Origin of the sequence: Microvirga roseola (assembly GCF_020866965.1) — a bacterium.
Lineage (GTDB): Bacteria > Pseudomonadota > Alphaproteobacteria > Rhizobiales > Beijerinckiaceae > Microvirga > Microvirga roseola.
Window position 1 is genome coordinate 15,816 of sequence record NZ_JAJATX010000053.1, and the last position, 12,352, is coordinate 28,167.

General features: G+C 64.0%; 10 protein-coding genes. All 10 read right to left on the bottom strand.

The genetic code is table 11. The annotated features are described in order from the left end of the window. Window positions 1–31 precede the first annotated feature (31 nt). The gene (gene rseP, locus LG661_RS20160; RefSeq protein ID WP_230533757.1) at window positions 32–1,186 is read right to left on the bottom strand and encodes an RIP metalloprotease RseP; all 1,155 of its coding nucleotides are present in this window, start codon (window positions 1,184–1,186) and stop codon (window positions 32–34) included. A gap of 20 nt (window positions 1,187–1,206) precedes the next feature. Continuing rightward, window positions 1,207–2,385: a 1-deoxy-D-xylulose-5-phosphate reductoisomerase gene (gene dxr, locus LG661_RS20165; RefSeq protein ID WP_230533758.1), complete on the bottom strand. Its 1,179-nt coding sequence runs from the start codon at window positions 2,383–2,385 to the stop codon at window positions 1,207–1,209. A 6-nt stretch (window positions 2,386–2,391) separates the two neighbouring features. After that, window positions 2,392–3,249, bottom strand: a complete 858-nt coding sequence (locus LG661_RS20170) for a phosphatidate cytidylyltransferase (protein WP_230533759.1) — start codon at window positions 3,247–3,249, stop codon at window positions 2,392–2,394. A gap of 2 nt (window positions 3,250–3,251) precedes the next feature. Continuing rightward, entirely contained in the window at window positions 3,252–4,019 is a 768-nt protein-coding gene (locus tag LG661_RS20175) for an isoprenyl transferase (RefSeq protein WP_268995494.1), read from the bottom strand. 25 nt (window positions 4,020–4,044) lie between these two features. Beyond that, the gene (frr, locus tag LG661_RS20180; protein ID WP_230533760.1) at window positions 4,045–4,605 is read right to left on the bottom strand and encodes a ribosome recycling factor; all 561 of its coding nucleotides are present in this window, start codon (window positions 4,603–4,605) and stop codon (window positions 4,045–4,047) included. Window positions 4,606–4,686: 81 nt separating this feature from the next. Continuing rightward, window positions 4,687–5,433 (bottom strand): UMP kinase, encoded by a 747-nt coding sequence (gene pyrH, locus LG661_RS20185; RefSeq protein WP_407666759.1) that lies wholly within the window; start codon window positions 5,431–5,433, stop codon window positions 4,687–4,689. A gap of 159 nt (window positions 5,434–5,592) precedes the next feature. Beyond that, entirely contained in the window at window positions 5,593–6,522 is a 930-nt protein-coding gene (tsf, locus tag LG661_RS20190) for a translation elongation factor Ts (protein WP_230533761.1), read from the bottom strand. Window positions 6,523–6,627: 105 nt separating this feature from the next. Continuing rightward, window positions 6,628–7,650, bottom strand: coding sequence for a 30S ribosomal protein S2 (locus LG661_RS20195; protein WP_230533762.1), 1,023 nt, complete (start codon window positions 7,648–7,650; stop codon window positions 6,628–6,630). A gap of 434 nt (window positions 7,651–8,084) precedes the next feature. After that, window positions 8,085–11,558 (bottom strand): DNA polymerase III subunit alpha, encoded by a 3,474-nt coding sequence (gene dnaE, locus LG661_RS20200; RefSeq protein WP_230533763.1) that lies wholly within the window; start codon window positions 11,556–11,558, stop codon window positions 8,085–8,087. Between the two features lie 397 nt (window positions 11,559–11,955). Further along, on the bottom strand, window positions 11,956–12,352 hold a 397-nt coding region (locus tag LG661_RS20205; RefSeq protein ID WP_407666760.1), incomplete at its 5' end, for a M10 family metallopeptidase C-terminal domain-containing protein.

Genomic DNA, 12,352 nt, shown 5'->3' on the forward strand with positions numbered 1-12,352 from the left:
GCGGCGATTTTTACCTTGCGTGGCGTCCTTGTCACGTTCCTTGGGCCATAAAGCTTGTGCCAAGGTGAACAAGATCGTTCCAGGTCGCGAAGAGCATGAGCATTGCCACGATGGCAAAACCGATTCTGAAGCCGATTTCCTGGGCTCTTTCGCTCAAAGGACGCCCGCGAACGGCCTCAATGGCATAGAAAAGCAAATGCCCGCCGTCGAGGAGCGGAATAGGAAAAAGGTTAACGAGACCGATCGAAACCGACATGAAGCCGATGAGGCTGACGAGGCTGTAGACTCCCCCCAGCTCAAAGGCCGTGCCGGAGGCCCGGGCGATGCCGATGGGCCCGGAGAGCTGGTCGGCCGATTCCCAGCCCAAGACGAGCCTTCTGAGAAAGTTGAGCGTTCTTTCGACCAGATTCCAGGTCTCAACGGCGCCCGCCTTCACCGCCTCGAGAGGCGTGTATGTGAGACGCCGGATGGCTGCCGGATCCCGGGAAGCCTCGACGCCGAGAAGACCGATCCGCTGCTTGCCGAAGGGAGTCGTCCGCTCCACGAAGTTCGGGGTTGCGTTGAGCACCACGTTCTGCCCGTCGCGCTCAACCGTGAAAGCGAGGCTCTCTCCGGCGCTGGAGCTCACGAGGAGCTGCATGTCGGCAAAGGTGCTGATTTCCCGGCCGTCGATGGCGACGATGAGGTCCTTGGGCTGGAAGCCTGCCCTTTCGGCAGGGCTCCCGGGCTGAACCGCCTCGATTCGCGGCTCCAGGACCTGGCGCCCGTTGAAGTAGTTGAAGCCGGCGAAGATGGCGATGGCCAGGATGAAGTTGGCGATCGGCCCCGCCGCCACGATGGCGGCCCGCTTCGCGACGTTCTGGTGCGGGAAGCTCACGGCCCGCTGCTCCGGCGTCATCCGTGAGAGATCATCCTGATCGGGCACGCTCGCCGGGTTGAGGTCCCCTACGAACTTTACGTAACCCCCTAAGGGAATCGCGGAGATCATCCAGCGCGTCCCGTGTTTGTCCGTCCAGCCGAACAATTCCCGGCCGAATCCGATCGAGAAGGCGGTGACGCCGACCCCGCAGAGGCGTCCCACCCAGAAATGGCCGAGTTCGTGGATGAAGACCACGACCGTAAGGACCACGAGGAAGGAGATCAGGGTCAGGAAGACGGAGCCCGTGATCATCGAAAGCCAGTCCATTATCATTCCCTTCGCGCTGCTCAGCGCAGCGTTGAATCAGCGGAGGCAAGCAACTGCCGTGCAGCGGCGCGGGCCTCCTCGTCGATAGCAAGAGCGTCCGAAACGCTCGATGGCGCATCCAGGCCTCCTCGCGAAAAGGTGGAGCAAACGCGCTCAACCACCTCTGAAATGGCATAAAATCCTATCTGCCCTGCCATGTAGGCGCCGACGGCAATCTCGTTGGCGGCGTTCAGGATCGTCGGGATCGCTCCACCGGCCTGCAATGCGGCCTTGGCAAGGGACAGGCACGGAAAGCGCGCCTCGTCCGGCCGCTCGAAGGATAACCGGCCAATCGCGGCAAGATCGAGACGGGGCAAATCCATCGGCAGGCGCTCGCGGTGCCGAAGCGCATTTGCGATGGGCACCTTCATATCCGGCAAAGCGAGGCCGGCCGTCACGGCCCCGTCGCGCCACTGGACAAGGCCGTGAACGATGGCCTCCGGGTGGACCAGAACGTCAAGGCGCTCCGGCCCCAGGTCGAACAGGTGGTGGGCTTCGATCAGCTCGAGCCCCTTGTTCATCAGGGTCGCCGAGTCGATGTTGATCTTCGATCCCATGGACCAGACGGGATGGGCCGAGGCCTCCTTGGCGCTGGCCGCAGCGATGCGCTCGCGAGGCCACGTGCGGAACGGGCCGCCGGTGGCGGTTATCACCGCCTTTTCCACATCCCCGTTCCGTCCGGCCGCAAGAGCCTGATTCAGGGCGTTATGCTCCGAATCCACAGGCATGATCTCCGCGCCGCAGCGGCGGGCATCGGCCATGAAGGCGGCCCCGGCGCAGACCAGGCTCTCCTTGTTGGCGAGCGCAATCCGCCCTCCGGATTTCAGAGCCGCGTGGGTGGGACGAAGACCCGCCGTCCCGCTGATGGCAGCGAGGACCACGTCCGCCTGACGCTCCGCCGCCTCTAGCACGGCGGGCAGCCCCGCGCCGCTCTGGATGCCGGTTCCGGACAAGGCTTCCTTGAGCGCCCCGCCCCCGCCCTCGTCGGCCAGCGCCGCAAAGCTGGCCCCGAGCCTGCGGGCGACATTCGCCAGGGCCAGCGCATCGCGTCCGCCGACGACGGCCTCGACCCGGAACTCCTCGCGGTGCGCGAGAATAACGTCTTCGGTGGAGCGGCCGATGGAACCTGTCGCCCCGAGGATGGTGATGGAATGCGCCATGAACAACTATTCTGCAAAATGAAAGATAAGAAGCACGAGTCCCATGAGCAGGGATACGGCCCAGAAGCCGTCGAGGCGGTCCATGACGCCGCCATGGCCGGGAATGAGGTGGCTCGAATCCTTCACATCGCAATGCCGCTTGAGAGCCGACTCGCCCAGGTCGCCGATCTGGCTGGCGACGGAGGCGATCAGCGACAGGATGATGGTGTTTCGAAGGCTGAACGGCTGGACCAGCCCGAGCCTTTGTGCCCCCCAGACCACCAGAAAGCCGCAGATGGCCGCAGCCAGCAACCCACCCAGGAAGCCGGACCAGGTCTTCTTAGGGCTGATGGGCAGACAGAGCTTCGGGCCGCCGAAGGTCCGGCCGGTGAAGTAGGCGGCAATGTCCGTCGCCCAGACCACGGCGAACATCCACAGAAGGCCGAGAAGACCGAGATTCGGGTGGGCGCGCACGATGGGCGGCACGACGACGATAACGGCGGCATAGGCGAAACCCGAGGCGGCCCAGAGCCTTCCGCCCCCATCCCGCGCGATCAGCGAGCCTACGGCCAGGAATCCGAGAGCGACAGCCACGGAAGTGGTCAGGCTTGCTCCGATCAGGAAGAGAAGCGTCAGCGCGGCCAGCCCGAGGCCAAGGAAGATCTGCACGAGGCGGCGCGGCTGCACGCCCGTCATATCCGTCCATTCGACGAGCATGGCGATTCCGGCAGCCAGCCAGAACAGGGCGAAAGGCCAGCCGCCATAGTAGGCGGCGAACAGCGCAACCGCGATCATGACGATCGCCGAGCCGATGCGGGATGTCAGTTCCTTCGAAAGGCCCAGGGCGGCTGCACGCGGTTGGGAGCGGCCGTCATCCGTGGCCATGATCAGACCGCCTGGGCGCTGAGGCCGCCGAAGCGGCGTTCGCGCCTGAAATACTCGTCGATGGCAGCCTTGAAGGCCGTCTCGTCGAAATCGGGCCAGAAACCGGGCAGGAAGACGAATTCGGAATACGCTGTCTGCCAGGTCAGGAAGTTCGAAACCCGCTGCTCGCCGGAGGTGCGGATCACGAGGTCGGGATCCGGAATGCCATGGGTGTCGAGTCCGGACTCGATCGCCGCCATGTCGATCTCGGCCGGATCGAGGCTTCCCTCCTTCACCCTCTGGGCCAGAGCCCGTACGGCGCTGACGATCTCCTGCCGCCCGCCGTAGTTGAAGGCGATAATGAGAGTAAGGCCCGTGTTTGACCGGGTCAGGTGCTCGGCCTCGTCCAGGAGCAGGCGGATGTCGGATGCCAGCCCCTCGCGTTCACCGATGATTCTGACCCGGATATTGTTGGCGTGGAGTTCAGCCAAGTCGTGCCGGACGAAGCGCTTGAGGAGGCCCATGAGGTCGGAGACCTCCTGGGCGGGACGGCGCCAGTTCTCCGCCGAGAAACTGTAGACCGTGAGATACCGGATGCCGAGATCCCCCGCGATGCGCACCGCGCGCCGGATCGCCTCGACACCGCGCCGGTGCCCCTCCAGCCGGGGCAGCCCGCGCTGGGCGGCCCAGCGGCCGTTTCCATCCATGATGATGGCAACATGAGCCGGCATGACCCCGCCTGATTCCTTGCAGGCATAGGCAGGGGCCGATCGCTTGGCTTCGCCGTTCATGAGAATATCCAATGCCGCCTGAGGATCAGACGTGCATGATTTCCTTTTCCTTGGTCTCGAGAAGGCTGTCGACCTCGGCTACATACTGGTCGGTCGCCTTCTGGACCTGCTCGGCCTGGCGCTTGCCGTCGTCCTCGCTGATCGCCGAATCCTTCTCGAGCTTCTTCAGCAGGTCGAGCCCGTCGCGCCGAACGTGGCGGATGGCGATGCGAGCCTCCTCGGCGTATTTGTGCGCGACCTTGACCATCTCCTTACGGCGCTGCTCGTTCATCTCAGGGATACGCAGGCGGATGATCTGGCCTTCGGTTTGGGGATTGAGGCCAAGATCCGATTCCCGGATCGCCTTCTCGACCGCACCGACCATGCCCCGGTCCCAGACCTGGACGCTGAGCAGGCGCGGCTCCGGCACGTTCACGGTGGCGACCTGCGAGATCGGCATCGGCGAGCCGTAGGCATCGACCTGAATGGGATCAAGAAGATTCGGCGAGGCACGCCCCGTCCGAAGACTAGCCAGATCGTTCTTGAATGCATTGATGGCGCCCTGCATGCGGCGCTTCACATCGGCGAGATCAAAGGTGGTGGCCATCGAATCCTGTCCTTACGCGAACTTTTCAGCTGTTGTTATTATGGGCTTACGCTTCCCAAACTCTAGCATCAAGGCCCCAGATCAAGGAGATACCACTGTCGAGGGAACTTTGCCCTGGAGAAGAGCGGTCACCGAGCTCGGGGCGTGAACCGAACCCACGATAATGGAGAGCCTGCTCTCGCGGGCAAGGGCGAAGGCCGCCGTATCCATCACTTTCAGATCCTTCGCGATAGCCTCGTCGTGGGTGAGGCGGTCGAACCGGACCGCATCGGGATTCTTCTTCGGGTCAGCCGAATAGACGCCATCCACCTGCGTGGCCTTCAGAACGGCATCGCAGCGCAGCTCCGCGGCCCTCAGAACGGCAGCCGTGTCCGTGGTGAAGAAGGGATTGCCCGTGCCGCCGGCCAGAACAAGAACCTGCCCCTTGTCGAGATGGTGCAGCGCCGGCTGGCGCGCATAGGTCTCGCAGATGGTCGGCATGGAAACCGCCGACATGGTGCGGGCGGCGACGCCCGCGGCGTTCAGGGCCGTCTCGGTGGCAAGCGAGTTCATGACGGTGCCGAGCATGCCCATGGAATCGGCCGTGGGACGGTCGATCCAGCCGGCCGCGCTCATCCGGGCTCCGCGGATGATGTTCCCGCCGCCGATCACGATAGCGATCTCGAATCCGGCCCGAGTGGCCTGCGCCAGATCCTGGGCGAGGCCCGACAGGGTCTGTGGATCGAGCCAATAACCATCGGGAGCCATCAAGGCCTCTCCCGAGAGCTTCACCAGGATGCGCCGGAACTGTGCCACTGTCGGACCTTTCTTGTTTCTGGAGAATCGCATCGCCTCTCGGGAGAGGCCAGAAGCCCACCCGCATACGATGCCTTTGGGAGCGGCCTACAACAATCCCCGGTTTCGCATCCGGAGATGATGTGCATCGGCTACGCTGGCCCTCTCATGAAAACGGCGGCTGAAGCGCCGCCGTTTTGCCGAAGGTTCGATTTAGGCCTTGAGCCCGGCCTGGGCGGCCACCTCGGCCGCGAAGTCCGGGGCCTCCTCCTTCTCGATGCCCTCGCCCAGGGCATAGCGGACGAAAGCCTTGAGGGTGACCGGCTTGCCGGCCTTGGACTCGGCCTCCTTGAGGACCTGGGTCACGGTCTTGGAGGGATCGTGCACGAAGGGCTGCTCCAGGAGGGTGACTTCCTTGAAGTAGCTCTTCATGCCGCTCTCGACGATCTTCTGCATGACATGGTCCGGCTTGCCGGCATTCTTGTCGCGCAGGATCGCGGTCTCGCGTTCGATGGTCGCCTGATCGACGCCGGATGCATCCAGGGCCACCGGATTGGTGGCGGCCACGTGCATGGCGATCTGGCGGCCGAGCGCGCCCAGAACGGTCACGTCGCCCTCGGACTCGAGCGCCACGAGCACGCCGATCTTGCCGAGGCCGTCGGTCACGGCGTTATGGACGTAGGTCGAGATCACGCCCTTGGAGACTTCCAGCTTGGCGATGCGGCGCAGAGTCATGTTCTCGCCGATGGTGGCGATAAGCTCCTGCAGGCGGTCCTTCACGGTCGTGGACGAGCCAGGGAAGGTGGCAGCCTCGAGAGACTCGACCGTGCCGTTGCCGTTCAGGCCGATCTTGGCAGCTTCGCGGACGAAAGCCTGGAACTGGTCGTTGCGGGCGACGAAGTCCGTCTCGGAGTTGACCTCGAGGATCGTCGCGACGTGGCCGGACGACTCGACGGCGACGAGACCCTCGGCGGCGACGCGGCCGGCCTTCTTGGCGGCCTTGGAGAGACCCTTCTTGCGCAGCCAGTCGATGGCGGCTTCCATGTCGCCGTTGGTCTCGGCGAGAGCCGCCTTGCAGTCCATCATGCCGGCGCTGGTCGTCTCGCGCAGTTCCTTCACCATCGCAGCGGTAATGTTCGCCATGGCTAATCCTTTCACGGGTTCATGCATACAGGGAGCCCGGCGCTCGTGGAACGCCGGGCTCGATTTTTCGTTCAAGCGCCGCAGCGGATACGCGGCGCAAGAGGCTTACGCAGCAGCGGCCTCAATCATCGAGCGGGCCTGGTCGATCCAGCCATCGCGCTCGAGACGGCCGTTGAGCTTCAGGTCCTTGTCGAGCTGGGCAATGTCGGCCGGCTGCATGGCGGCCAGCTGCCAGTAGTGGAAGATGCCAGCCTCGTTCAGCTTCTTCTCGAGCTGCGGACCGACGCCGTTCAGCTTGGTCAGATCGTCCGGAGCGCCGCGGGGAGCCGCCAGACGCTCGAACTGCTCGCCCTCATAGGCGGCAGTCGCGGTGTCGTTGGCAGGAAGCTCCTCGGCCATCGGGTTCACGGACTCGCCGATATCGATGCCCATGGCGCCTGCGCCGCGGGAAATGCCGTCGAGGGCGGCGCGAGCCACGAGATCGCAGTAGAGCGAGATCGCACGGCCGGCGTCGTCATTGGCCGGAACCGGGAAGGTGATGCCGTCCGGATCGCAGTTCGTATCGACGATGGCAGCCACCGGGATGCCGAGGCGCTTGGCCTCCTGGATCGCCAGCTGCTCCTTGTTGGTGTCGATGATGAAGATCAGGTCGGGCGTGCCGCCCATGTCCTTGATGCCGCCGAGAGCGCGCTCGAGCTTCTCCTTCTCACGGGCGAGCATGAGGCGCTCCTTCTTCGTGAGGCCCTGACCGCCGCCGGCGAGGATCTCGTCGACCTTGCGCAGACGGGCGATCGAGCCGGAGATCGTCTTCCAGTTGGTCAGCATGCCGCCGAGCCAGCGGGAGTTCACGTAGTACTGCGCCGAACGCTTGGCCGCATCGGCGACGGCGTCAGCAGCCTGACGCTTCGTGCCGACGAACAGCACGCGGCCGCCCTTGGCAACGGTGTCGCTGACGGCCTGAAGGGCGCGGTGCAGCATCGGAACCGTCTGGGCGAGGTCGATGATGTGGATGTTGTTGCGGGTGCCGAAGATGAAAGGACCCATCTTCGGGTTCCAGCGGTGGGACTGGTGTCCAAAATGCGCGCCAGCCTCAAGCAGGCTGCGCATCGAGAAATCGGGAAGCGCCATTAGTTTTACTCCGGTTAAGCCTCCGCGGAACAGTGGACCGGACATTCCGGCCACCGGGGTTTCCTCATAGGTGCATGAGGGGATTCCGCGTGTGGGATGGGGGCGCGTATAATTGGGAAGTGTCTAGAACGCAAGTCAAAACTGACTTGTAGGGTCCGCCGCCTCAGCCCTCTAGCCGGGGGGGGTAACCGCAGTGATCGGCTTCTGCATCTGCGGTGATCCAGCCGTCTATATAGTTTTCTCGATCCCGTTGATCCGCATACGGATTGGGATCTGCCTTTCGCCCCTGTACCCGCCTTTCATACCCAGCTCCCCAAGCTGGGCTATTAGGATCCACATCAAAGCGCTCTTGTTCGGCTCTGCCCAGCAGCAAGAATAAGGATCTTAGTCTAAAGCCGGGTAGCAAGTTCCACATATAACAAACTCACCCTCACTCAATTCATATGTACATCCACCACCCCCGGCACGGCGCGGAGAGCCCCTGCGATCTGAGGCGTGGCCATGTATTTGCCGGGAAGTTTAACCTCGACCTCCCGGTCTCCGTCATCCAGGATGAGGACCAGGGAGACCTCACCCTCGCCTCTTGCCTTCAGGCGTTCGAAGACACTGGTGATGGGCCGCTCGTCGCGCAGGAAGATCCGCATGCCCTTCTGGTGCTTGGCGATCGCCTCCTCCAGGGGTTCGGCCATGCCGATGCGCGCCCTCACCTCCTCGCCCTCGACCCCCGCCTGCAGCATGAGGACGACGGCGGTGCCGGGCTCCAGGACTTCGCGCAGGCGCATCAGCCCTTCCGAGAAGATGATGGCCTCGAACTGCCCGGTCTGATCCGAGAGGGTCAGGATGCCCATCTTGTTGCCGGTCTTGGTGCGGCGCTCCTGCCGGTCGAGCACCGTGGCGGCGACCCGGCCCACGGAGTTGCCCGCCTTGACCGAGCGGCAGAACTCGACCCAGGTCTGGACCCTCAGTTTTTTCAACAGATCGCCGTATTCGTCGAGCGGGTGCCCCGAGAGGAAGAAGCCGACGGCGTCGTATTCCCGCTGGAGCTTCTCGGCGGCGGGCCAGGGCTCGTAGGAAGGTATGCGCAACTGCACGTTTGCGGAGGCCATGCCGCCGAACATGTCCACCATGCCGCCATTGGCGGCCTCGTGCGCCTGCTGGGCGAGGCTCATCATGGCGTCGATGGAGGCACAGGCCTTGGCCCGGTCCGGCTCCAGCTCGTCGAAGGCGCCGGCCGCGATCAGGTTTTCCAGCGTACGCTTGTTGAGCATGCGCGGATTGATGCGCCGGGCGAAGTCGGCGAGGTCCTTGAAAGGCTCATCCCCCCTCGCCTCCACCACGCTTTCGACGGCTTGCCGGCCGACGCCCTTCACGGCCGCCAGGGCATAGAGGATCGAGCCCTTGCCATCCTCGTCATAGACCACGTCGAACACGACGCCCGAGCGGTTGATGGAGGGCGGGATCACCTTGAAACCGAGGCGCTGCGCCTCGCGGCGGAATTCGGAGAGCTTGTCGGTGTTGTCGAGGTCGAGCGTCATGGACGCGGCCAGGAACTCGACCGGGAAATTGGCCTTCAGGTATGCGGTCTGGAACGCGACCAGGGCGTAGGCCGCCGCGTGGCTCTTGTTGAAGCCGTAATCCGCGAACTTGGCGAGCAGGTCGAAGATCTCGTTCGCCTTCGCCTTGTCGAGCCCGCCTTTGGCCGAGCCTGAGACGAAGCGCTCGCGCTGGGCATCCATCTCGGCCTTAATCTTCTTACCCATGGCGCGGCGGAGCAGGTCGGCATCGCCCAGCGAATAGCCGGCCAGCACCTTCGCCACCTCCATCACCTGCTCCTGATAGACGATGATGCCGAAAGTCTCGCGCAGGATCGGCTCGAGCTTGTCGTGGGGATACCAGTCCTTCTTGTTGTGCTCGTCCTTGCCGAGCTTGCGGGCGCAGTAGACCGGGATGTTCGCCATCGGACCCGGCCGGTAGAGGGCGACAAGCGCGATGATGTCCTCGAAGCGGTCGGTCTCCATCTCGACGAGGGCCTTGCGCATGCCCACCGATTCCACCTGGAACACGCCGACCGTCTCGCCGCGCTGGAGCATTTCGTATGTCTTGCGGTCATCGAGCGGCAAAGCCGAAAGATCGATCTCGATCCCCTTCCGCCGGATGAGATCGACGGCCGTGCGCAATACGGTAAGCGTCTTCAGACCCAGGAAGTCGAACTTCACGAGGCCTGCCTGCTCGACCCATTTCATGTTGTACTGGGTCACCCGCATCCCGGTCTTGGGGTCTCGGTAGAGCGGCACCAGTTCCTGTAGGGGACGATCGCCGATTACGACGCCTGCCGCATGGGTTGAGGCGTGGCGATGCAGGCCCTCGAGCTTCTGCGCGATGGCGAGCATGCGCTTGACGACGGGCTCCTCCTCGATGGCGGCCTGCAGTTTCGGCTCGCCCTCGATCGCCTGCGCGAGGGTCACCGGGTTTGCCGGGTTCTGCGGCACGAGCTTTGTGAGCTTGTCCACCTGGCCGTAGGGCATTTCGAGCACACGGCCAACGTCGCGTATGACGCCGCGTGCCAGCAGGGTGCCGAAGGTGATGATCTGCGCCACCTGCTCCTCGCCGTAGCGCTGCTGAACGTACTCGATCACTCGCTCGCGCCCCTCGACGCAGAAGTCGATGTCGAAGTCCGGCATCGACACACGCTCAGGGTTCAGGAAGCGCTCGAAGAGCAGGCTGAACCGCAGAGGATCGAGATCGGTGATGGTGAGCGCGTAGGCGACAAGCGAACCCGCACCCGAGCCGCGGCCGGGACCGACGGGAATGTCGTGATCCTTCGCCCACTTGATGAAGTCCGCCACGATCAGGAAGTAACCGGGGAACTTCATCTTGCGGATGATGCCGACCTCGAAGGCAAGCCGGTCCCGATAATCCTGCTCCGTCAGGCCCGGCGCGGGCCCGTGCGCGGCAAGGCGCTTGGTGAGCCCCTCCTCAGCCTGGCGCTGCAGCTCCTCGCCCTCGTCCAAGGCGGCGGCATCGGGGCCGGTTCCGAAGCTCGGGAGGATCGGCTTGTGGGTCTTGACGCGCGTGGCGCAGCGCATGGCGATCTCGACGCTCGCCTGCAGCGCGTCCGGCAGATCCGCAAACAGCTCCATCATCTGCTTGCGGGTCTTGAAATGGTGCTCCGGCGAGAGGCGCCGGCGGTTGTCGTTGGAGACAAGCTGCCCCTCGGCAATGGCGAGAAGCGCATCATGCGCCTCGTAATCCTCAGGCGAGGAGAAGAACGGCTCGTTGGCGGCGACGATCGGCAGCCCGTTGCGGTCGGCCAGCGCAATCAGTTCGCCCTCGACGAAACGCTCCTCATCGAGCCCATGGCGCTGGATTTCCACGTAGAGCTGATGCCCGAAGGCGTTCTTCAGGATGTCCAGCCGGGCCTGGGCGAGCTCCTGGCGTCCACCGTTGCGCAGGGCGCTGTCGAGCGGCCCCTTAAAGCCACCGGTGAGCGCGATCAGCCCCTCGCTGTGGTTGGCCAGGATGGGAGCCTGGACGCGAGGCGCCTCGCCGAGCGGCACGTCGAAATAGGCATGGCTCACCAGGCGCATGAGGTTGCGGTATCCCTCCTCCGTCTGGGCCAGAAGCACCACATCGGCAGGCTGCGGCACGACGCGCGCGACCGGGTCCGCCTCCTCGAAACAGACCGAGAGCTGCACGCCGGCGATGGGCTGGATGCCCGAGCCCGACATCTTCTCCGAGAATTCCAGCGCGCCGAAGAGGTTGTTGGTGTCGGTCAGGGCCAGCGCCGGCTGCTTGTCGGCCGCGGCGAGCTTCGCCAGCTGCGCAATCTTCAGAGCCCCCTCGAGCAAGGAATACGAGGAGTGCACGTGCAGGTGAACGAAACCGATGTCTTGAAGAATGCGCGCCATGAAACTCTTTACTCACAATGCGGCGCGCATACTGCCACGATTCTCCGCTAAGGACTTGTACCTGGGTCGTGGAGGATTTCGTTCCTGTGAATCCAGGTGGGTCGATGTGGATTGCGGGTATCAAGCGATGGGAGAAAGAACCAGAGCCCAGATTGCCACGGCAGAGCCGAACATGGCGAGGGAAGCGATTTCGGCGGCGGTTGCAATGATGCTGCGAACCATGTCGGCGTCTCCTTGTTCCTGATGCGTTCATTTTTGTTCGTTGAACGTTCTGTGTAAAGCCTGTGCAGAGCGCGCGCTGGCAGCAGAGTCAACGAAGCGTTAACGCCCGAACGCATCATAAGAGCCGGCGGGTGTGCCGCCGGCTCTTATGATGCGTTGCTGCGCTTGGACTTGATCAGATCAGCAGGAAGCTGGTGGCGGAGAGCGCCGTGCCGGCGCTCACCTTCGCAAACAGAACCTGCGCCTGCGCGCCTGCTCCGTCCGCATCGTAGTACACCGAGCCCGTCGCCTGGTCGTACACGATCCGCTGCTCCCAGGTGCTCGCAGACGTACCCACCTTGAACGTCGCGTTCGAGAGCCAGCGGCCCATCACGTACGCGTTGCCGTAGGCGTCCTCGCCCATCGTCAGAGACAGCCCCTGGAACACGTCCAGCGACAGCCCGATCTTGTCCTCGCCGACGGCGAATTCCTCGATGGTGTTCACACCCGAGTTCACGGCCGCATCGAAGCGGAACAGGTCCGCCCCCGTGCCACCAATCAGCCAGTCAGAGCCCTGGCCGCCGACGATCGTA